This window comes from Mycolicibacterium llatzerense (assembly GCF_000878195.1).
GTDB classification, from domain to species: domain Bacteria; phylum Actinomycetota; class Actinomycetes; order Mycobacteriales; family Mycobacteriaceae; genus Mycobacterium; species Mycobacterium llatzerense.
In genome coordinates, this window is sequence record NZ_JXST01000012.1 from 21,450 (window position 1) to 42,116 (window position 20,667).

General features: G+C 67.1%; 19 protein-coding genes. 15 read left to right on the forward strand and 4 right to left on the reverse strand.

Translation table 11 applies throughout. The features are described 5' to 3' along the window. The first annotated feature begins 106 nt into the window (after nt 1–106). The 3 genes from TL10_RS29535 (at nt 107) to TL10_RS10365 (ending at nt 5,169) form a co-directional block, all read left to right on the forward strand. Nucleotides 107–3,124, forward strand: a complete 3,018-nt coding sequence (locus TL10_RS29535; protein WP_131630716.1) for an alpha/beta hydrolase family protein — start codon at nt 107–109, stop codon at nt 3,122–3,124. Between the two features lie 51 nt (nt 3,125–3,175). Beyond that, the gene (locus tag TL10_RS10360) at nt 3,176–3,952 is read left to right on the forward strand and encodes an SDR family NAD(P)-dependent oxidoreductase (protein ID WP_043985653.1); all 777 of its coding nucleotides are present in this window, start codon (nt 3,176–3,178) and stop codon (nt 3,950–3,952) included. Between the two features lie 293 nt (nt 3,953–4,245). Continuing rightward, entirely contained in the window at nt 4,246–5,169 is a 924-nt protein-coding gene (locus TL10_RS10365; protein ID WP_043985595.1) for a DUF4349 domain-containing protein, read from the forward strand. A gap of 71 nt (nt 5,170–5,240) precedes the next feature. On the opposite strand, the gene TL10_RS10370 is transcribed toward TL10_RS10365, so the two are convergent. Next, nucleotides 5,241–6,365, reverse strand: coding sequence for an NDMA-dependent alcohol dehydrogenase (locus tag TL10_RS10370; RefSeq protein ID WP_043391875.1), 1,125 nt, complete (start codon nt 6,363–6,365; stop codon nt 5,241–5,243). Nucleotides 6,366–6,546: 181 nt separating this feature from the next. Further along, complete coding sequence (locus TL10_RS10375) at nt 6,547–7,581, reverse strand: sigma-70 family RNA polymerase sigma factor (protein WP_043985596.1); 1,035 nt, start codon at nt 7,579–7,581, stop codon at nt 6,547–6,549. 60 nt (nt 7,582–7,641) lie between these two features. On the opposite strand from TL10_RS10375, the gene TL10_RS10380 reads away from it, so the two are divergent. The 4 genes from TL10_RS10380 (at nt 7,642) to TL10_RS10395 (ending at nt 10,856) form a co-directional block, all read left to right on the forward strand. After that, a complete protein-coding gene (locus TL10_RS10380) occupies nt 7,642–8,481 on the forward strand; it encodes an alpha/beta hydrolase (RefSeq protein ID WP_043985597.1) in 840 nt (279 codons plus the stop codon). Nucleotides 8,482–8,494: 13 nt separating this feature from the next. Further along, nucleotides 8,495–9,526, forward strand: a complete 1,032-nt coding sequence (locus tag TL10_RS10385) for an alpha/beta hydrolase family protein (RefSeq protein WP_043985598.1) — start codon at nt 8,495–8,497, stop codon at nt 9,524–9,526. 76 nt (nt 9,527–9,602) lie between these two features. Beyond that, entirely contained in the window at nt 9,603–10,352 is a 750-nt protein-coding gene (locus tag TL10_RS10390) for a DUF2786 domain-containing protein (RefSeq protein ID WP_043391212.1), read from the forward strand. A 12-nt stretch (nt 10,353–10,364) separates the two neighbouring features. Beyond that, nucleotides 10,365–10,856, forward strand: coding sequence for a TIGR04338 family metallohydrolase (locus tag TL10_RS10395; RefSeq protein WP_043985599.1), 492 nt, complete (start codon nt 10,365–10,367; stop codon nt 10,854–10,856). 90 nt (nt 10,857–10,946) lie between these two features. On the opposite strand, the gene TL10_RS10400 is transcribed toward TL10_RS10395, so the two are convergent. Further along, on the reverse strand, nt 10,947–11,948 hold the full coding sequence (locus TL10_RS10400; protein WP_043391210.1) for a DUF4331 family protein: 1,002 nt from the start codon (nt 11,946–11,948) through the stop codon (nt 10,947–10,949). Nucleotides 11,949–12,065: 117 nt separating this feature from the next. On the opposite strand from TL10_RS10400, the gene TL10_RS10405 reads away from it, so the two are divergent. The 8 genes from TL10_RS10405 (at nt 12,066) to TL10_RS10440 (ending at nt 19,258) form a co-directional block, all read left to right on the forward strand. Further along, complete coding sequence (locus TL10_RS10405) at nt 12,066–12,698, forward strand: O-methyltransferase (RefSeq protein WP_043985600.1); 633 nt, start codon at nt 12,066–12,068, stop codon at nt 12,696–12,698. A gap of 26 nt (nt 12,699–12,724) precedes the next feature. After that, nucleotides 12,725–13,105 (forward strand): hypothetical protein, encoded by a 381-nt coding sequence (locus TL10_RS10410; RefSeq protein WP_131630717.1) that lies wholly within the window; start codon nt 12,725–12,727, stop codon nt 13,103–13,105. Nucleotides 13,106–13,246: 141 nt separating this feature from the next. Further along, on the forward strand, nt 13,247–13,684 hold the full coding sequence (locus tag TL10_RS10415; RefSeq protein ID WP_043391206.1) for an SPW repeat protein: 438 nt from the start codon (nt 13,247–13,249) through the stop codon (nt 13,682–13,684). A 177-nt stretch (nt 13,685–13,861) separates the two neighbouring features. Further along, nucleotides 13,862–15,202, forward strand: coding sequence for an FAD-binding oxidoreductase (locus tag TL10_RS10420; RefSeq protein WP_043985601.1), 1,341 nt, complete (start codon nt 13,862–13,864; stop codon nt 15,200–15,202). Further along, nucleotides 15,199–15,945: a DAPG hydrolase family protein gene (locus tag TL10_RS10425; protein WP_043985602.1), complete on the forward strand. Its 747-nt coding sequence runs from the start codon at nt 15,199–15,201 to the stop codon at nt 15,943–15,945. Before TL10_RS10420 ends, TL10_RS10425 begins: the two co-directional genes overlap by 4 nt. Before the next feature lie 133 nt (nt 15,946–16,078). Beyond that, complete coding sequence (locus tag TL10_RS10430; protein ID WP_043985603.1) at nt 16,079–17,146, forward strand: alpha/beta hydrolase family protein; 1,068 nt, start codon at nt 16,079–16,081, stop codon at nt 17,144–17,146. Then, a complete protein-coding gene (locus tag TL10_RS10435) occupies nt 17,143–18,354 on the forward strand; it encodes a saccharopine dehydrogenase family protein (protein WP_043985604.1) in 1,212 nt (403 codons plus the stop codon). The genes TL10_RS10430 and TL10_RS10435 overlap by 4 nt, the downstream gene beginning before the upstream one ends. Before the next feature lie 94 nt (nt 18,355–18,448). Next, nucleotides 18,449–19,258 (forward strand): PaaX family transcriptional regulator C-terminal domain-containing protein, encoded by an 810-nt coding sequence (locus tag TL10_RS10440; RefSeq protein ID WP_082067918.1) that lies wholly within the window; start codon nt 18,449–18,451, stop codon nt 19,256–19,258. 58 nt (nt 19,259–19,316) lie between these two features. On the opposite strand, the gene TL10_RS10445 is transcribed toward TL10_RS10440, so the two are convergent. After that, entirely contained in the window at nt 19,317–20,660 is a 1,344-nt protein-coding gene (locus TL10_RS10445) for a cytochrome P450 (RefSeq protein ID WP_043985606.1), read from the reverse strand. Nucleotides 20,661–20,667 lie beyond the last annotated feature (7 nt).

Below are 20,667 nucleotides of genomic sequence, written 5' to 3' on the forward strand. Positions count from 1 at the left end.
ACCGAATATCGACATATGACACAACCGTCAATTCTGCGGAAATTGCTGTTCCGCCGGTGTTAGCGTCCTGTCGTCGCAGTCAATATTGCGGGACGGGGCGGGGCACATGGGCGGCAGTCATCGCGAACTCGACGTACGCGGACCACGTTTGGCACTACTGGGCCTAGCAGCGGCGACGGCTACGGCCTCCGCTGTCGTCGCGCCGGCTCCCACGCCCACGGCGTTGCTGGCACAGAGCCAGCAAGCGGTGAACCTGACGGCGGCCACCACGCCCTACCAGGCGTTCCAGCACACCGTCGACGCTGTCCTGCCGGCGCTGGTCAACCAGTTCGGCCGGCCGCCAACCGTCACCTTGCAGACGCTGCTGGCGCAGATCCCGCCGAGCCTGCTGACCGACGTCCTCAACGCCAACGTCGGCAACATCAACGTGCCGTCGCTGCTGAATCTGCTGAGCCCCGACCTGGTCTCCGGCCTGACCTCGCAAGTGGGCTCCGGGACGACGTCGCAGCTGAGCTCGGCGATCAGCGCGGCTGTCAGCTCCGCGCTGACCAGCGCCCTGTCGGGCCTGACGGGCACGAGCTTCCTGAGCACGTTGCAGACGGGACTGGTGAGCGCACTGGTCGCGCCCTTGCAAACCATGCTGGGCGGGCTCTCCATCACGGTGCCCGTCCTCGGGATACCGCTGAACCTCTCGGGTCTGGTCAACGTCTCCGGCCTCGCCACCACGGTGGCGAACCTCGTCGCCACCGACCTGATCGGTCAGTTGACCACCGGCATCACCAGCGGTCTGACCGGCAGCCTGTCCGGCAGCGCGCTCACCAACGGTCTCGGCGGCACCCTCGCCGGCGCGCTCAGTGGCATCGTCGCCGGCAATCTCGGTGATCTGGTGAATCCGCTGCTGCAGGCCGCCGGCTTCGAGGACGCCGCGGGCAACATCGGCGTCGGCTCGCTGCTGAACCTGGCCGGGCTGAACCTCGGCAGCCTCGTCGAGAGCGATGCGATCTCCGTGACCACCGCCGGCCCGGCCTTCACCCTGGCCAGATTGCTGGGCGTCGACCTCGGCTGGACGCCCGGCACCGAGACGGCCATCGCCGACCGCGTCAACAACACGGCGTACCTCACCCTCGGCACCGACACCCTGAAGAACGCGCTCGCGACGAACCTGACCAACGCGCTGGGCACCGGCGCGCTGGCGACCAGCCTGACGCCCATCCTGACGAGCGCGCTCACCAGCACCCTGACCAATTCGCTCACCACCTCGCTGACGACCGCCCTGACCAGCGCCCTGACCAGCACCGTGGACGGCACCGTTGGCAGCACCAGCACGCTGACCTCTGCGTTGACCACTGCCATCAGCACGGCCGTCGGCGACCTGGGGCTGAGTTACCTCCCGCTGGTGGGTAGCGCGATCGACCTGACGGGCACGGTCGTGAATGCGCTCAATCCCCTCATCGGAGGCCTCGTCACGGGCCTGACCAGCGGGACGAGCATCAGCACGCTGGTGAACGCCACGGTGTCCAGCACCGTCACGAGCGTGGTCGGCAGCGTCGTCACCGGTGCCACCAGCGGGCTGTCGGGCACCGTGTCCAGCGCGCTGACGGGTGTGCTGAGCAGTGCCGTGCTCGGCGTCGTCAATGCGATCCCGTCGATCGACGTCGGGTCGGTGCGGATCCCGATCGTGGTGGGTACCGGCCTGGGCGCGTTCTCGGCCGGTGCGGCGTACCGGGATGTGCTGGCCAAGCTGTCGTCGCAGCCGGGCGGGCTCCACTACTCGGGTGCCACGTCGATCGCCGGCAGCCTGACGCTGTTGCCGGAGATTCTGCTCAACAACGCGGGCCGTGCGAATGGTGGTGTGCTGGCACGGTTCTCGTCGGTGTTGCGGTTGTTGGGCATCAATGCCGTCACCCCGGACGTGGCGATCACCAGTAGCGGCGGAACGGCAGTGGGCAGCACCGGCCTGGCGCTCGGCGGCGCGAACCTCGTTCCGGTGAAGGTCGACGCGACCGTCGAGTACCAGCCGCTGTCGGACTTCGCCGCCTGGGCGAATCCGGTGACACTGATGAACAACCTGGCCGCGGGGCTGCTGCCGACGTACATCCTGCGCGGCGTCGACCAGGCGACCACGGCCGGCCAGCTGATCACGCAGCTGGAGTCGATGGTCACCACTCTGCAGAACGGTGGCCAGACCAACACCAACATCTACCTGACGGCCGCGGCGAACCACCTGCCGCTGCTGGAGCCCGTCTACCTCGCGGGTGACGCGATGAACCTCATGGGCCTGACGCCCGTCGGGAACGCCGCCTACCGGTTGGGCAATGCGCTGTCGCCGGTCCTGACCAGTCTGGTGAACCTGGGGTACTCGGACGCGTACTGGGATCCAGCGTCGGGCCAGTACCTGCGCACCCTGAGCACCGCAGCCACGCCGGTGCAGTTCGGCACCCTGCCGAACATCGACTGGTCGAAGGTGGGACCGCGCCTGTTCACGTCACTGGTCACTGGATTCGAGCACGCGTTCACCGGCCCGGTGTCGATGCCCAACGCCATCTCGCAGGCGATCTCGCTGATCGGCAAGGGCGGAAACCTGCTGAGTCTGGGTGCGCTGCCGTCCACCACCGCAGCGGTCAAGGCGCCGACTGCGCTGCCGACGGCGGCCACTGCGCCGACCGCGACGGCCAACAAGTCGAAGACGCCGACGGCCATCGCGGCCGTGCCGACCGCTGCGGAGACGGGGAAGCAGACGACGACCACGACGGCTACTGAGACCACGCCGTCGGCCGCCACCGAGTCACCGGCACCGAAGAACCAAGAACCGGCCAAACCCAAGCACGCCGCCGACGACGCGGACGCCGGAGCAGCCGGGGTCGCCGGGGCATCGAAGGACGGTGCCGCGTCGGACAACGGCAAGCCCACCGCCGCGGGCAAGGACAAAGGCAAGGGTGAGCGCAAAGCGGGCAAGCCCAAGGGCGCCAAGTCCCCGAAGCCGAAAGACAATGCCGCGAGCGCGGATTCGTCAGCTGCTGCGGCAGATGGTGACAGCTCCGGAACGGGCCGGCACCGGGCCCCGTCGTCGACCGGCGGCAAACACCGTGCCCCGGAATCAGGCAGCGGCAAGCACGCTGCCTGAGCATTGCCAGGTCCGTCCCGCTGAGTGGTTGGCCTCGCATACGCTGTCGGCGTGGATATCAATGGAGCTAGCGCGGTCGTCACCGGCGGCGCGTCAGGAATCGGTGCGGCTGTTGCCCGTCAGTTGGCCGCCAAGGGTGCCCGGGTCGTCATTGCCGACCTGCAGGCCGAAAAGGGCGAGGCGCTCGCCAAGGAGATCGGCGGCGTCTTCGTCACCGTCGACGTCACCAACACCGAGCAGATCATCGACGCGGTCAAGACCGCCGCTGACCTCGGCCCGCTGCGCGCCCTGGTGAACTCGGCCGGTGTCGGCTGGGCCCAGCGCACCATCGGCAAGGACGGCGAGTTCGAGTCGGCGCACAACCTGGACCTGTACAAGAAGGTCCTCGACATCAACCTCGTCGGCACCTTCGACTGCATCCGCATCGCCGCCACCCAGATGAGCAAGAACGACTTCACCGAGGCCGGTGAGCGTGGCGCCATCGTCAACATGACCAGCGTCGCGGCGTTCGACGGCCAGATCGGCCAGGCTGCGTACTCGTCGTCCAAGGGTGGCGTCGTGGGCCTGACCCTGCCGGTCGCGCGCGACCTGTCGGCAGTCGGCATCCGCGTCAACACCGTGGCTCCCGGCCTGATCGACACCCCGATCTACGGGGAAGGAGAGGCCTCCGAAGCGTTTAAAGCCAAGCTCGGCGAGTCCGTGCTGTTCCCGCACCGCCTGGGCAAGCCCGAGGAACTGGCTTCCATGGTCGTCGAGCTGCTGACCAACTCGTACATGAACGCCGAGGTCGTCCGCGTCGACGGCGGCATCCGGATGCCTCCGAAGTAGTTTCTTCCCGGACCTTACGAAAACCCCCAATCTCCAACGTGATTGGGGGTTTTTGTTTTGGGCGCAAGCGTCTCGAACGCAACCAGGTGGCGGAAAACCGGCGCAGAACGCGCCGTGCAGTCGCGTTCGACACGACAGTCGCGCGAGCCTGATCTGACGGCGGAAAGCCGCGCCGAAATTCGCCCTGTGGTCAGGCTCGGCGAAGTCGTTGCGCAGTGGCGGGGACCTGCGGGACGCGCTGGCTGCACATTCGCCACGGAAATCCTGTGAAACGCTGCGTACGCTGGGATGGCATGACGCGCACGAGGTTCCGGCCGGTCGCTTTTCTCGCTCTGTTGATCGCCTCGCTGTGGCTCGTCGCCGGATGTGGCGGCAACGGTCGGCATGCCGATTCCAGCGCGCCGGCGACCGCACAACTCAAAGCCGGCGCCCCGGACGCGAGCGGCATCGCCAGCAAGGGCGGGGCCCCGGAAGCGCCTGCGCCGCCCGTCGATCAGGCTCGGGACGTCGTCAAGACCGCATCGTTGATCCTCGTCGCCGTGGACCCGGCGGCCGCGGCGGACAAGGCAACTGCGCTCGTCGACAAGGCGGGTGGACGCGTCGACGAGCGCTCCGACGACGCCGGGTCGACGTCCGGCCGGGCGAGCGTCCACCTGGTGCTGCGGGTCCCCGCGAACGGACTCGACGCCGCGCTGGCCTCACTCAAGGCGCTCGGGACCGTCCAGACGCTCGAGGTGAAGACCGACGACGTCACCGCACGGCGCGTCGACCTCGATGCTCGGATCACCGCCCTGAAGACGTCGGTGGACCGGCTGCTGGCGATCATGCGTGACTCCAAGGATCCCGATGCGTTGATCAAGGCCGAGGATGCGCTGTCGTCGCGGCAGGCCGAGCTGCAGAGCCTGCAGGCACAGCGCGACACGCTCCGCGACCAGATCACCTACAGCTCCGTCGACGTCCAGATCACTGCCGAGCGTCAGGGCGGCCCCGCTCCGGTCCGCTATCACGGGTTCTTCGGACAGATCGAACATGGTTGGGATACGTTGTGGGCCTTCGGTTCTCACCTGGTCCTGGCCCTCGGGTTCCTGCTGCCGTGGCTGCTGCCACTCGCGGTTCTCGGCGGGGCCGTCTACGGGTTCGTCAGGTGGACCGGTTCGCGGCGCAACCGGCCCGCTCCGGAAGTTCCTGCCTCGCCAGCGAGCCCGCCGCAGGAATAGCCGCGAGCAGACGCAAAACTGCCCCTTCTCCGAGGAAAAGGGGCAGTTTTACGTCTGCTCGCGAGAAGCAGTTACCAGTCGGACTCGTCGAAGGTGACGACGCCACGAATGTTGTTGCCGTCCAGCATGTCCTGGTAGCCCTGGTTGATGTCCTCGAGCTTGTAGGTCCGCGTGATCATGTCGTCGATGTTCAGCAGACCGGACTTGTACAGCGCGGCCAGGCGCGGGGTCTCGATGTGCGAGCTGCCGCCACCGAAGATGTTGCCCTTCAACGTCTTCTGCAACATGGTGAACAGGAAGAGGTTCATCTTGACGTCGGCGTCCATCATCGAGCCCATGCCGGTCACGACGCAGGTGCCGGTCTTGGCCGTCAGGATCATGGCCTCTTCGATGTACTCGCCCTTCATCTCGCCGACGGCGATGATCACCTTGTCGGCCATCAGGCCCCAGGTCAGGTCGATCATCGGCGCGATGGCCTCGGCCATCGACGGGTAGACGTGCGTGGCACCGAACTTCAGCGCTTGCTCGCGCTTCCACGGGTTGGGGTCGATGGCGATGACGTGCTTGGCGCCGGAGATCACCGCGCCTTGCAGCGCGCTCATGCCGATGCCGCCGACACCGACGATGGCGACCGACTCACCGGGCTGAACCTGCGCCACGTTGGTGGCCGAACCGAAGCCGGTCGGCACCGCGCAGCCCATGATGGCCGCGGACTCGAACGGGATGTCCTTGTCGATCTTGACGACCGAGTCCTTGTGGACGGTCATGTACGGCGCGAAGGTGCCCAGCAGGTTCATGGCCGCGACCTCTTTGCCGCGGGCGTGAATGCGGTTGGTGCCGTCGGCGATCGACTTGCCACCCAGCAGGACGGCACCGCGGTCGCACAGCGAACGGAAGCCCTTCATACACGGCGGGCAGGAGCCACAGGCTGGGATGAACGCGAGGATGACGTGGTCGCCCTCTTCGATACCGGTGACGTTCTTGCCGACCTTGGTGACGACGCCCGCGCCTTCGTGCCCGCCGAGGCAGGGCAGCGGCATCGGGGTGGCGCCGGTGGTCAGGTGGTAGTCCGAGTGGCACATGCCAGCGGCATGCATCCGGATCTGTACTTCGTCGGCGACGGGGTCACCGAGGTCGATCTCCTCGACCTGGAACGGGGAGTTCACTTCCCACAGCAGAGCACCTTTGGTCTTCATGACGAAGATCATAGCCACAAATCGAGAACACGTTCCAGAAAGATGCTATGGCAGGCGCTCTACCAGCGCATATATGGCATCAGAACATGTCGTGCCAGTGGGCTGAAAACTAGCAGCAGTAGTGCGCAGGCCCTGTAGATAGGCGTGCGGAAACCACGACGGGCGCGCACTCAGGCGGCCGTCAGAGGTGCGGCGGCAGCCCGAATTTCTCGAACAGCGTCGGGTCCATGAAGGCGACGACGTGCGAGATGCCGTCGGGCTTGATGTCCAGCACGTGCAGCTGGAACGCCTCGTGCCGGCCGGTCTCGGGGTTGCGCATGTACATGCCCGCGGCGGACTGCCCGTTCGCGGTGGTGACGACGAACCGCATGTCGCCCGGGTGCTCGGCGGGGCATTTGAACCGGGACAGCTCGACGATGTCCCGCGGGCCGGAGTACCAGGTGTCGAAGGGCGGCATCTCCCACACCGAGTCGGCGGTGAACAGCTCGACCAGGGCGTCCATGTCGTACGACTCGAAGGCGTTGACGTACTTGGCCAGCAGGTCGCGTGCCTCGTCGGACTCCGGGGCGACCAGCACGTCGTCCTGGTTGGGGCCGACGGCGTCTAGTTGGGCGCGGGCCCGCTGCAGCAGGCTGTTGACGGCAGCCGTGGACGTTCCGACGGCCTCGCCGACTTCGGCGGCCTTCCACTGCAGGACGTCGCGCAGCACCAGTACTGCGCGCTGCCGCGGCGAAAGGTGTTGCAGCGCAGCGATGAAGGCGAGCCGCACCGATTCGCGGGAGCCGACGATGGTCTGCGGGTCACCCGGTGCGTCATGCACGTCGGGTAGCGGCTCGAGCCACGCGGTGTCGGTGCGCTCGGTGATCTCGGCCTGCGGATCGGCCGACGGCTGGCCGAGTCCGGACGGCAGTGGCCGGCGTTGACGGCCCTCCAGCGACGTGAGGCAGGTGTTGGTCGCGATGCGGTACAGCCACGTGCGCACCGACGACTTGCCTTCGAAGTTGTCGTAGGCCTTCCAGGCGCGCAGGTAGGTCTCCTGCACCAGGTCCTCGGCGTCGTGCAGGGAACCGGTCATGCGATAACAGTGGGCCAGCAGCTCGCGTCGGTGCCGTTGCGCGTCGGCGAGGAACGCATCGCGGGACCGGGACGACGTGTCTGCTGCACCGGATTCGCTGAGGACACTCACCTGACCCAGGGTACGCAGGGGGTGTGACATCCGGCGGGAGTCGCGACGGCGACGGACGCGCCGACGGCAGACCCCAGATATTGTCTCTGCATGGCCACCACCCGCAGCGAACGCAGCTTCGACGGTATCGGCGGCACCAAGATCGTCTACGACGTCTGGGTGCCCAATACCGACCCGACGGGCGTGGTGGTGCTGTCCCACGGTTTCGGCGAGCACGCCCGCCGGTATGACCATGTGGCGCAGCGGTTCGGCGAGGCCGGGCTGATCACGTTCGCGCTCGATCACCGGGGCCACGGCCGCTCGGGCGGCAAGCGCGTGGTGGTCCGCGACATCTCCGAGTACACCGGGGACTTCCACCACCTGGTCGGCATCGCGACCGCCGAATACCCCGAACTCAAGCGGGTCGTACTCGGCCACAGCATGGGCGGCGGGATCGTCTTCGCGTACGGCGTCGAGCACCCCGACGACTACCACCTCATGGTGCTGTCCGGGCCCGCGGTCGACGCCCGGTCCCAGGTCAGCCTGCCGTTGGCGCTGGCGGCGAAGCTGCTGGGCTCCATCCTTCCTGGGCTGCCCGCGGAGAGCCTGCCATTCGACGCGGTGTCGCGTGATCCCGAGGTGGTCGCGGCCTATAACGCCGACCCGCTCGTGTACCACGGCAAGGTGCCCGCCGGGGTGGGCAAGGTGCTGATCGAGGTCGGCGAGACCATGCCGCAGCGCGCCGCCGCCCTCACCGCACCGCTGCTGGTGGTGCACGGTGAGGACGACAAGCTGGTGCCGGTCGCCGGCAGCCGCAAGCTGGTCGAGTGCGTCGGCTCCTCCGACGTCGCACTGAAGGTCTATCCGGAGCTGTACCACGAGGTGTTCAACGAGCCGGAGCGGGCAGTGGTGCTCGACGACGTCGTCAGCTGGATCGAAGTGCGCCTATGACCGGAGTGTGCCCGTGAAATGGGTTTTCCGCCTGTTGATTTGGCTGACGGTGCTGGCGGTCGCCGCGTGTGGCTCGACCACCCCGGGAACCGACTGGGTCGATGAGGACGTCAGCTTCGTCGCCGATGGGCTGACCATCCACGGCAGCTACCGCCATGTCCCCGGCGCCGCCGCGGCCCCGTCGGTGTTGCTGATCTCCGAGAGTGGCCAGACCGACCGCAACGGAGACAACGCCGTCGCCGGCAAGGTCGGCAACATGCGGCAGCTCGCCGAGTACCTGTCCGGCAAGAACGTCGACAGCCTGCGCTACGACAAGGTCGGCACCGGCAAGACCGGCGTGGGCCCGCACGCGCAGAACCTGCGGGACGTGGGCAGCGCCGTCTACACCGCCGGAGCGAAGGCGGCCGTGCGGTTCCTGTCCACGCAAAAGGGCACCGACACGTCACGAATCTCGGTGTACGGCTTGGGTGAAGGCACCGTGCATGCGCTGGCGCTGGCCACCGACACCAGCGAGGGTGCTCCCAAGGTTCATTCCCTCGCGCTGCTGCAGCCGCTGGCCGGCCGGTATCTGGACGTCATCACCAATCGGGTGCGCTCCTCGGTCGACGCCGACGTGAAGGCCGGGGCCAAGACCCGGCAGCAAGCTGACCAGGTGATGGCGGACTGGGCGGTGGCGGTCGCGACGACGCGGGCCACGGGCACCCCGCCGGCCAAGCTGCCCGAGGGTCTGAGCGCGATCCTCAATGCCGCCAACGCCAAGGCGGTGCTGGAGGCGGACGCCATCGACCCGCTGGCGCTGGCCGCGAAGGTCCCGAACGGCACCCCAGTGCTGCTGACCTGTTCCGACTCCGACGTGCAGGCATTCTGTGAAGCGGAGCAGCCGCTGATCGCCGCGTTGGCGCACACTGCGCTGACCGTGGTTCCGCTGAAGGGCGTCAGCCACGTCCTGCGCGACGATCCCAGCGACAACGTCGCCAACTACGCCAACAAGGCGCCCCTGTCTCCGCAGCTGGTCAGCGCGCTGGACGGATTTGTCGGCCGGTAGTCGTACACTGCCGCCATGGGGGATGAAACAAGCACTATGTATCTGAAAGGTCTTGTTGGACAAGGTAGTTGGTACGATGAGTGACGACAAGATGTTGGCCCGGATCGCGGCGCTGCTGCGGCAGGCCGAGAACACCGACAACGAGCACGAAGCCGAGGCATTCATGGCAGCCGCGCAGCGGCTGGCCACCACCACATCGATCGACCTCGCTGTGGCGCGGTCGCATGCGGCGACCCGGACTGCGGCGCAGGAGCCGGTGCAGCGCACCGTCACCATCGGGGAGGCCGGCACCCGGGGGCTGCGGACGTTCGTGCAGTTGTTCGTGTTGATCGCCCGGGCCAACGACGTGAAATGCGACATCGCGTCCAATTCGACGTTCGTCTACGCCTACGGGTTCGCCGAGGACATCGACGCCACGCACGCCTTGTACGCGAGTGTGGTGGTGCAGATGGTCAAGTCGTCGGACGCGTATCTCGCGACCGGTGCGCACCGGCCGACGCCGACCATCACCGCCCGGCTCAATTTCCAGTTGGCGTTCGGTGCGCGGGTCGGGCAACGGCTGGTCGACGCGCGGGACGAGGCCCGGCAAGCGGCGACGGTCGAGCGCGCGGATCGGCCGGGGACCGCGGTTGCGTTGCGCAACAAGGACCTTGAGCTGGTCTCGTTCTACAAGAAGACCTCGCAGGCGCGCGGTAGCTGGCGGGCGACGAGCGCGTCTGCCGGCTACTCATCGGCGGCGCGACAGGCCGGGGACCGCGCCGGGCGCCGGGCGCGGTTGGGGCCGAGCCCCGAGTTTTCCGGTGCGCGTACTGCCCTGGAGAGGTGACCCGGTGGAGCGATGAGCCGGGACGCCCAACGGTCCGCGGTGTATGCCGCTGAGCAGTTCGTGCGCACGTTGTTCGATCGCGCGTCCGAGCGTGGCAACCGGGCGGTCGAGTTCTTCGGAGCTCAGCTGACGTTGCCGCCCGAGGCCCGCTTCGGATCCGTCGACGCGGTGCGGCGCTACGTCGACCAGGTGCTGACCATGCCGGCAGTGGCGGCGCAGTGGCCCGACGCCGGTGCGGTGGCCGTGCGGGCCCGTCGGGGCGTGACGGCCGCGCACTACGAAGCCGGTGACGGCGGCGCGGTCATCGCGGTACCTGAACGCCAAACAACCTGGGCACTAAGAGAATTGGTGGTGCTGCACGAGGTGGCGCACCACCTCTCTGCCGCGGTGCCGCCACACGGGCCGGCGTTCACCGCGACGTTCTGCGACCTGGCCGACGTGGTCATGGGTCCCGAGGTCGGGCACGTGCTGCGGGTGGTCTACGCCAAAGAGGGCGTGCGCTAACCTTTTCCCGCGAGCGTGCGTGTCTGTCCGACAACGCGCCGTGTTCGGCGTGTATTTCGCGCACGCTCGCGGGCATCGAACGACCGAAAATCAGTGCGGCGGGCCGAGATACGGGAAGACGTCCAGCACGTCGGTGTGTGGACTCAGGCCCGACGGCGGGCACTCGCCCTTGGTGAGTGACGCCAGGCGGTAGTCGATCACATCGTCGGTGAACACCCGCCCGTTCGGATACCTGGCCGGTTCGGCGGGGTTGAACGTCAGCATGTCGGGCAGGATGCCCTCGGCGTCGACAGCGGCGACGGCCTCCTCGTCCGAGTAACCACCGGTGTGTCCGAGGAGGTGGACGAACATGGGCAGCCAGCGGTCGCGGTCATGGATCGGCAAGCTGGCGTTGTACTCCTCCTTGGTGTCGTCGGTGTTGAAGAAGCTGCTGACCGACGGATGCCCGGCGCGGTCCACATGGAGCAGCTCGCCGTCCCGGCGCACGCTGCAGCGGCCCCAGATCCGGATGTCCGGTGCGGCCCCCAGTCGCGCAGTCGGCAGTTCCAGGACCATCGAGCACACGTTGGCCTGCGTGTTGGAATCCACACCGGTCCAAGGAAACTCGCCGCTGAGATGGAGTGCGGTGAAATTGCGGCCACCCCTGATGTCGAACAGGTTCTTGATGCCGTCGAAGTCGAAGAAGAAGGCATCGCTGCGCGCGCCGGCGAAGAACTGATATCCGTCCGACTCGGCGATCACGGGCTCTTTGCCGAATGAGACCTCGACGCCCTCGAAGATCTTGTCGCCCACCGCTTCCGGTGACTCGGCGTCCGCGCCGGTCGCGAGATATACGTCGACCGTCTGGCGGCCGGAGATGGGCTCGGAAAACACATAGCTGAAGGCGATGTCGTTGCAGAGGTCGCCGTCGTTGTCGATGGCCAGCCGATAGATGGCATCCGGGTGCAGGGCATCCGCGTTGGGGTTCGCGTTGAGGATCAGCACCGTGCGGGCCGGGTCGGCCGGGGATTGGAAGGCGTACAGATCGCAGAGGTCCAGGCGCTGGTCGCCCAGCGGCGGGCCCAAGCTGAGCCCGGTGAAGTGATTCGACATAGGCGTCATTTAAGTCGTCGGGGGTCTGCCGCGAGCCCGAATCGGCCGATCACCGACGGGTTCCGCCCACGCTAGCCTGGCTTTGTGACGGAACCAGATCCGAAGACTGTTGACGAGATGTTCAACCAGGTGCTGCGCACCGAGGACGAGGCGCTGGCTGCAGCCCGCCAATCTGCGGTGACGGCCGGGATGCCGGCGATCGAAGTGTCCGCGCAGCACGGAAAGTTGTTGTCGCTGTTGGCGACGATCAGCGGAGCCACCAGGGTGCTGGAAATCGGCACGTTGGCCGGCTACAGCACCATCAACCTGGCGCGCGGCGTCGGCGCGGCAGGCCGCGTGACGACGCTGGAATATGACGCTCGGCATGCCGACATTGCCCGGGCCAACTTCGAGGCTGCCGGCATCGCCGATCAGGTCGAGGTGCTGGTCGGCGCGGCCCTGGACACCTTGCCGCAACTGGCGGAGCGCGGCGAGCAGTACGACTTCTTCTTCATCGACGCCGACAAGGAGAACAACAGCGCCTATGTGGAATGGGCGGTGCGGCTGGCGGTTCCGGGCGCGGTGATCGTCGTCGACAACGTGACCAGGATGGGCCGGGTGCTGGAACCAGCTGCTGATGACCTGCAGGCCCGCGGAGTGCGCGACATGCTGGAGCTCGTGGGCAACCACCCGCGGCTGCAGGCCGCCGCTATCCAGACCGTCGGCACCAAGGGCTGGGACGGTTTCGCCGTGGCCCGGGTGGGAGAGTAGTGGTCGGGGCTGGGCTGAGAACGTCGGTGGCGGGATTGCTGCTGGCCGTCGGTGTCGCGCCGACGGCATCGGCCGATCCGAGGCCGCTACCGGAAGCGCCCGTGTCGCGCGGAACGACGTTCGTCGACGATCCGGCGATCCTGGACGCGCACCCGCTGACGGCCGAGTCCTGGAGCCGGCTGGACCCGGAACCCGCGTTGGCGCTGAACATCTCGGTCGGATCGCCCGACTGCTACGGGGTGCACGCCGCCGTGCAGGAAACGGACCAGTCCGTGGTGGTCACGCTGACGGCCGGCCGCCGGTCTGACCGCGAGCGCATGGTCTGCACCATGATGATCATGCCCGGCAAGATCATTGTGCCGCTGAGCAATCCGGTCGGGGAGCGGACAGTGCTGGTTGCCGAATAGGGCCGTCGCATGCCGCGATCGGGCCGGCACATCTCTGCCATGCTGCGGCCGCTCTCGATGCGCCAAATCCGCGTAACCTGGGCAGTGATGGATGGGTGCGGCGAGGCCGAACCCCTTGCCGCGTAACGGAAGGGGTATGAAATGACTACGGTCCATTCATCGATCGATCAACACCCCGACATCCTGGCGCTGCGGGCCCGCTATGACCGCGTCGCCGAATCGATGGCGGCGCAGGCGACCTTCGGGCTGACCCTGCTCACCGCGGTCTACGTCGCGATGTCGCCGCAGATCGTCGGCTATCAGGCCTCCGCCAAGCTGACAGTCAACGCGCTGATCGTGGGCGGCACCATCGGGTTCCTGGCCATGTGCTTCGGCTGCGCGCTGGACCGGACCCACGGGATGACCTGGACACTGCCGGTTCTCGGTGTGTGGCTGGTGATTTCACCATGGATCTATGGCGGCGGACCCACTGCCGGCGTCATGTGGTCGCACGTGATCAGCGGTGTGTTGGTCGCGGTGCTGGGCATGTACGCGATGTACTTCGGGATGCGCGTGCGCAACTCGGACCGGCACGGGTGATCGCTACCTGGCGTAGGTAGGTCCCCCGGCAGACTGCCCACCAGCCGAGCCTCAGCAGCTCGGCCGGCGGGCAGGTCTGTGCTCGGGCGGAGGGTCCCGCATTGCCAAACTGACGCAGCGGCCAATTCCTGGTGCTACGTTTCGGTGAGGGTGGGTATCGAGGCGTGAGGAATCGCGGTGACAGCTTTGGCCGAGGTCCGACATTTCCGCCGCACCGATGCGGGCTATGACGAGGCCCGCCGCGCGACGGTGTGGAATGCGCGTGTGCCACAGCGCTTTCCGGACATCATCGTGCAAGCGTCCAGCAGTGCCGACGTGGTGGTGGCCGTCCGGTATGCCCGCGCGAACGGCCTGTCTGTCGGCATCCGTTCCGGTGGGCACAGTTGGGCGGCCAACCATCTACGCGACGGCGGCATGCTGCTCGACGTGAGCCGGCTCGATGTCTGCCGGGTCGATCGCGACGCGATGATCGCCGTCGTGGGCCCGGGCAAGGGCGGCAGCGTGCTGGCGACCGAACTGGAACGGCAGGGTTTGTTCTTCCCGTCCGGGCACTGCCGGGGTGTCGCGCTCGGTGGCTACCTGCTGCAGGGTGGTTATGGGTGGAACAGCCGGGTGCTCGGGCCGGCGTGCGAAAGCGTGCTGGCGCTCGACGTGGTCACCGCCGACGGCGAGCACATCCGCTGCGACGCCGAGCATCACCCCGACTTATATTGGGCCGCACGGGGATCCGGCCCAGGGTTCTTCGGTGTGGTGACGGCATTTCACCTGCGGCTCTACCCGAAGCCGCCGGTGTGCGGCAGCAGCCTGTACATCTACCCCTTCGAGGCCGCCGACGAGATCTACGCATGGGCCCGCGCGATCAGCGCCGACGTCGACCGCCGGGTGGAGCTGCAGATCGTCGCCTCGCGGTCCATGCCGAGTTCGGGTCTGGATGCGCCCGGCATCGTGCTGGCCTCGCCGGTGTTCGCCGATACTGACGACGAAGCGAAAGATGCGGTGGCACTGCTGGATACGTGTCCGGCGCGGGCGCAGGCCCTGATGGCCGTGCCATACGCGCCGACGAACCTGCCCAGCTGGTACGAGGCGGTGATGAGTAACTACCTGAGTGACCACCGCTACGTCGCCGACAACATGTGGACGTCGGCCTCGGCGACCGAACTGCTGCCGGGTGTGCGGAACATCCTCGAGACCATGCCGCCGCACCCGTCGCATTTCCTCTGGCTGAACTGGGGGCCGTCGCCCGCCCGTCAGGACATGGCGTACAGCCTGGAAGACGAGGTCTATCTCGCGCTCTACTCCGGCTGGGCCGATCCCGCCGATGACGACAAGTACGGAGACTGGGCCCGGTCCAATATGGCGGCGATGTCCCACCTGGCCACCGGGATACAGCTGGCCGACGAGAACCTGGGGGCGCGTCCGGCCCGGTTCGCCACCGATGCGGCCATGGCGCGACTGGACGCTGTGCGCGCACAATATGACCCGGACGGTCGCTTCTACGCGTGGATGGGTCGGACATGAGCTACCTGGGTTATCGCGACGACGACGCCGATACGGCATTCGGCAGGTTTTTCAACCCGGACATGGCGGCGCTGCCCCGCCATGTGGTGCAGGCGCTCGAGCATGGGCCGCAGGCCGGCCCGGTGCTGCCCGACTTCGATGAACCGCTGGCTGAGGACGGCTATCAGCAGACCGAGAACGGGTACGGCAGCCTGTCGGACGGCGGCTACACCGTTGCCGTGCGCACCGATATGCCGGGAGTGACGCCGCAGATGTGGGACTGGTGGTTCGGCTGGCACGGCTGCGATCCGCGCCGCTACAAACTCTGGCATCCCCGGGCGCATGTGTCGGCGCAATGGCGCGACGGTCGTGACGACCTCGCCTATGTCGGCCGGACGTCGCTGGTCGAGGAGTATCTCGGGTCGGCGCTCAGTTCGGTGGCAATCCAATTCGTCGACCCGGCGTCCCAAGGGCACGCGGGGCTGGCCATCGCGGCCCGGCTGGGTTCGGCCGACATCCCGGTCGACATCGGGTGGCTGGTGCATCAGGTGCGGCCGACGCCGGATGGTGCCGAGATGCGCTCCCGATTCTGGATGGGCGGCCAGCACGTCAGTTTCCGTGCTGGTAAGTCCCTGGCGGACCACGCTTTTCGGGTACTTGCTGCGCGTCAGCTGCCTCGCCCGCGGGATCTGCTCGTGCACTGCGCGCAGGAGATGAACCACCTCGCGGGCTTCCTGCCCGAGCTGCACGCGCAGTTCAGTTGATCCGCGAGCAGACGTAAAACTGTCGAACTTCGAGCGAAATCGACAGTTTTGCGTCTGCTCGCGATGAGTCTCTAGACGCGGATGTGGCGAAAGCCACGGGCGAAGAAACTATCAATCACGCTACGATCGTTGCATGAATGATAGTTCCGAATGTGTTCGCCGCCCTGGCTGGGTGCGCTGCACGCTGATCACGCTGGGCTGTGTCGTCGCGGTGCTGCTCTCGGCGGGCGGTTGGGTGCTCTACGCCAACAACTTCGCGATCCGCGAGCAGCACGTCACCATCCCCGGGCCGGTGCAGCCGCTCGACGGTGTACTGGCGCGGCCGAAAACCGGGTCGGGTTCGTTTGGGCTGGTGGTGTTCGTGCACGGCGACGGGCCCGCCGACGCCAGCCGCGACGCGGTCTACCGCCCCATCTGGGAGTCGTTCGCGCGGGCCGGCTACGCGTCGTTGTCGTGGAACAAGCCCGGCATCGGTGGCGCTCCCGGCAACTGGCTGGACCAGAGCATGGCCGACCGGGCCGACGAGACAAGTGCCGCGATCGACTGGGCCCGCACCCGGGCCGACATCGATCCGCACCGGATCGGAGTCTGGGGCATCAGCCAGGGCGGCTGGGTGGTGCCCGAGGTGGCGGTGCGCAAACCCGACCTGCAGTTCGTGATTCTGGTTGGCCCAGCGATCAATTGGCTGCGCCAGGGCGAATACAACCTGCGGGCCGAGCTACGGGCGCGGCAGGCGCCGCAGTCGGAACTCACCGCGGCGCTGGACCGCCGGGAACGGACGAACCAGCTGCTGCGTAACGGCGCCACCTACCGCCAGTACCGCGTGGCGCACATCGACTCGTCGCCGATGTCCGCGGACCGCTGGGGCTTCGTAGCCCGCAACTACCGCGCCGACGTCACAGCCACGCTGCCGCGCCTCGCGGTCCCCGTGCTGCTGGAGCTCGGAGAGGACGATCTGAACGTCGACGTGGCCGAAACCGAGCGCGCCTACCGCGAACTGGTACGTCCGGAGCTGCTGACGGTCCAGACCTATCCGCACGCATCACACAGCCTCGCCAGAGGCGACCTGGAACGCAATCCCACTAGCGTAAAGGCCTACGCGATAGGAACTTTCGCGCCGCGGCAGATCTACGCACCCAGCTACCTGGACAACCTCCGGCGTTACGTCCAGGAACTACCGGCCGCCAAGGAGGCCCGATGAGGATTCTCGCGCTGGGTGGCCCAGGGGCGATGGGTGCCGTCGCGGTCCGGCTCGCCGCGCAGCTGCCCGGGGTCGACGAGATCGTCATCGCGGACCGCGACGGCGCCGCCGCCGGCCGGCTGTGCGGACAACTCGCCGACACCCCGGTGCAGGTCAGCGCCGCCCAGGTCGACGTCACCGACGACGCGGCTCTCCGCGATGCGCTCGAGCCGGCCGACCTCGTCGTCAACACCGTCGGGCCGTACTACCGCTTCGGGGTCCCCGTGTTGCGGGCCGCGATCGCGACGGGGACGCACTACGTCGACATCTGCGACGACTGGGAACCGACGGTGCAGATGCTCGAACTGGACGAAACCGCCCGTGCCGCAGGCGTTTGCGCCGTCATCGGCATGGGGGCCAGCCCGGGCGTGAGCAATCTGCTCGCCGCGACTGCGGCCGCCGAACTCGACACGGTGCGCGATGTCTACACCGCGTGGCCGGTGGACGTACCCGGCACCGGCGACAACGGCGGCGAGGTGCTGTTGGGCCCGGACGGGCGGCCCTCGGCGGCGGCCGTGCACTGGATGCTGCAGAGCAGCGGCAAGATTTGTACCGTCCGGGCCGGGCAGTTGACGTTCGAGCGCCCGTTGCGCCCGATCGGGCTGACCTTGCCGCGCGGCCGCCACGGCACCGCATACTCGATCGGTCACCCCGAGCCCATCACGTTGCGGCGGACGCTCGGGCTGACTGGCGAGGCCGTCAACCTGATGGTGATCCGGCCGCAGACACTGGCCTATCTCGACGTGCTGCGCCGCGACATCGACCGGCGCCGATTGACCCACGAGACAGCAGCGTTGCAGTTCGCGAAGCCGAACCTGTTGCGCTACTTGCGATCTGTCCCGTTGTCCCTGCGCAGCAACGGACCGGGCACGCTACCGCCGTTCTTCGCCGCGGTGTCCGGCGCCAGTTCCGGACGCGAGTACGTGGTGCTGACCCATCTCGACCTGTCCGGTACCGCGGCGGGTTTGTTCGGTGACATGGCCCGGGCCACCGGAATCCCGCTCGCCATGGGGCTTTCGCAGATCGTCGACGGCACGGCGCGACGTCCCGGGGTACATCCGCCCGATGCTGTCATCGATGCGCGGCGGTTCTTCGCGGACCTCGCCCGCCAGCTCGATCAGCCGGCCGACCGGCCGCTGGTCGTCATCGAACGGGACGAGCGTGCCTAGACTTGGAAACCCCGCCGGTTGTGCCGCGGGCGCAAGGAGCTGACCGTTGGAAGACCCATCCATCGAGGTGCCAACCCGCACCCTCGTCGAGAGCATGCTGCGGGACGACGCGACCATCGACGCCGGTGCGCTGTATGACGTCGCGGGCGAGCTCGGCATGACAGACCAGCAGGTGCGGCTGTGCATCAAGCGGCTGGTCGCAGACGGTCAGTTCACTCAGGACGGGCGCGGCCGAAAGGCGGTGCTGCGCGCGACCGATGAGCTGCGCAGCACCATCACGCCGGATCGCGACTACATCCGGTTCATGTACGCCCAGGATCGGGGCGATGCTCCGTGGGACGGGCGCTGGCACGTGGTGGCGTTCGCCGTCCCGGAGTCGGTCCGGGCGGCGCGTGATGCGATGCGTGACGCCATCGTTCGCCTCGGCGGTGCCGCCATTCAGGGCGGCCTCTACGTCTCCCCGAACGACTGGGATAGCGAGATATCCGCAGCGGCAGAGCAATTGGGAATCTCCGAGCACGTCACCACGATGACGACTGCGGATTTGGCCGTCGGCGACCTCATCGAGCCCCGTGCCCTCGCCGCTCATCTCTGGCCGCTGGACGAGATCGCCGAGCGGCACCGACGGCTGCTCGCCGTCGCGGAACGCGCACTGCTCGCCTTGTCGGATGCCACCCCGACCCGGCACCAGACCATCGCGATCGAGCTGGCCGCCGAGTTCACCCGCGCCGTCGAGCCCGATCCACTACTGCCGCCGGAGTTGTTGCCACAGCCGTGGATCGGTGCCGCGGCGCGCGCGAAGGTGGCCGCCTGTTGGGCGGAGCTGCTGAAAATCGATGCACCGCAACGCATCAAGCTGTTCGAGTGGTATTCCGAGGTGATCGACGAGGTGACCAAGGGCTAGGCGGGGCGGTCGGGTCGCGCCGGCCGATGACGACGCTGACGGCGCCCGCCGTGATCTTTCACTGAAGGCGGCGCAGCTCGACCGTCAATCCGTCCTTCGGCATGCCGAGGGTGGTCGGGTCGAATTTCCAGTGGTAGTCCGGGCGTACGGACCAGTCGTAGTTGCGCAGCAGGTTGTGCATGACTGTTTTGATCTCCATTTGCGCGAAGTACAGCCCGATGCACTTGTGCACTCCGCCGCCGAACGGAATCCAGGCGAATCGATGGACCTTGTCCTCGTGGCGTTCGGGTGCAAAGCGTTCGGGATCAAAATGATTGGGGTTGTGCCAAACGGCCGGGTTGAGGTGAACAGCGCGGGGTGTGACCGACACGAATGTGCCCTTCGGGATGAAGTATCCGTCGATCTCGGTGTCCCGCAGTGCTTCCCGCACGATGGTGGGAACCGGAGGGTTCAGGCGCAGCGACTCTCTCATCACGAGGTCGAGCACGTTCATCTGGTCGAGTGTGTCGTATCCGACTTCGGGACCTAGCGTCGACGATTGTTCACGGGCCTGTTGCTGCCATTGTGGGTACCTGGCCAGGTGGTACGCCATGGTGGTCAATGCGGTGGTGGAGGTGTCGTGCGCGGCGAACAGCACGAAGATCATGTGATTGACGACGTCCTGATCGGTGAATGTGTGACCGTCATCGGATTCCGCGTGACACAGCACCGAGAACAAGTCGGGTGTCTGCGTGGCACGCTTGTTGGGTAGGTGCTGATAGAAAAACTCTTCGAGCACTCTCCGACCTTCGACGGCGCGACGCCATTTGCCGCCCGGGATCGGGTGGCGCACCAGTGCAGACAAACCTTCGAGGCAATGCATGAAGGCCTCGTTGACCTTGTTCGCATCCTCGCGTGGCAGCTTGACGCCGACGAAGGCCTCCAACGCCACGTCCAGGGTGATCGCTTTGAACTCGTCGCCCAGACGTACTGTCCCGGTTGGCAATCGGTTGACCCGTTGGGCGATCACGGGCTGCATCTCCTGTAGGTAGCCCTTGAGGTTGGTGTTCGTGAATGCTTGCTGCAAGATCGCCCGATGATGCCGGTGTTCATCGAAGTCCATCAGGAGGATGCCACGCCGGAACGCCACACCGATCAGGAAGTCCCATGCCGGCTCGTTGGCAAAAGCCTTGTCGCGATTGGTGGTAACGGTCTGCGCCCCCGAGGGAGACATCACTGAGACGACGTTCCGGCCGAAGAACGTGCTGTAAGTGATGTCACCGAATCGTTCGAGTTGCTTGCGAGTGCTCTTCTCCTGGTTCCGCAGCATCATGATCTGTTCGACCATGCCAGGGATGCAGGTGCCGTAAATCGGCTTCAAGCCCGATCCGGCGGGTACGTCGGCCATTTGCAGCTTGAGCATCGCATCT

Coding starts and splice junctions, on each gene's coding strand:
- TL10_RS29535 (WP_131630716.1), top strand. CDS start 107: ATGGGCGGCAGTCATCGCGAACTCGACGTACGCGGACCACGTTTGGCA.
- TL10_RS10365 (WP_043985595.1), top strand. CDS start 4,246: ATGACGCGCACGAGGTTCCGGCCGGTCGCTTTTCTCGCTCTGTTGATC.
- TL10_RS10370 (WP_043391875.1), bottom strand. CDS start 6,365: ATGAAGACCAAAGGTGCTCTGCTGTGGGAAGTGAACTCCCCGTTCCAG.
- TL10_RS10375 (WP_043985596.1), bottom strand. CDS start 7,581: ATGTCACACCCCCTGCGTACCCTGGGTCAGGTGAGTGTCCTCAGCGAA.
- TL10_RS10380 (WP_043985597.1), top strand. CDS start 7,642: ATGGCCACCACCCGCAGCGAACGCAGCTTCGACGGTATCGGCGGCACC.
- TL10_RS10390 (WP_043391212.1), top strand. CDS start 9,603: ATGAGTGACGACAAGATGTTGGCCCGGATCGCGGCGCTGCTGCGGCAG.
- TL10_RS10395 (WP_043985599.1), top strand. CDS start 10,365: ATGAGCCGGGACGCCCAACGGTCCGCGGTGTATGCCGCTGAGCAGTTC.
- TL10_RS10400 (WP_043391210.1), bottom strand. CDS start 11,948: ATGTCGAATCACTTCACCGGGCTCAGCTTGGGCCCGCCGCTGGGCGAC.
- TL10_RS10405 (WP_043985600.1), top strand. CDS start 12,066: ATGTTCAACCAGGTGCTGCGCACCGAGGACGAGGCGCTGGCTGCAGCC.
- TL10_RS10415 (WP_043391206.1), top strand. CDS start 13,247: ATGACTACGGTCCATTCATCGATCGATCAACACCCCGACATCCTGGCG.
- TL10_RS10425 (WP_043985602.1), top strand. CDS start 15,199: ATGAGCTACCTGGGTTATCGCGACGACGACGCCGATACGGCATTCGGC.
- TL10_RS10430 (WP_043985603.1), top strand. CDS start 16,079: ATGAATGATAGTTCCGAATGTGTTCGCCGCCCTGGCTGGGTGCGCTGC.
- TL10_RS10435 (WP_043985604.1), top strand. CDS start 17,143: ATGAGGATTCTCGCGCTGGGTGGCCCAGGGGCGATGGGTGCCGTCGCG.
- TL10_RS10440 (WP_082067918.1), top strand. CDS start 18,449: ATGCTGCGGGACGACGCGACCATCGACGCCGGTGCGCTGTATGACGTC.
- TL10_RS10445 (WP_043985606.1), bottom strand. CDS start 20,660: ATGCTCAAGCTGCAAATGGCCGACGTACCCGCCGGATCGGGCTTGAAG.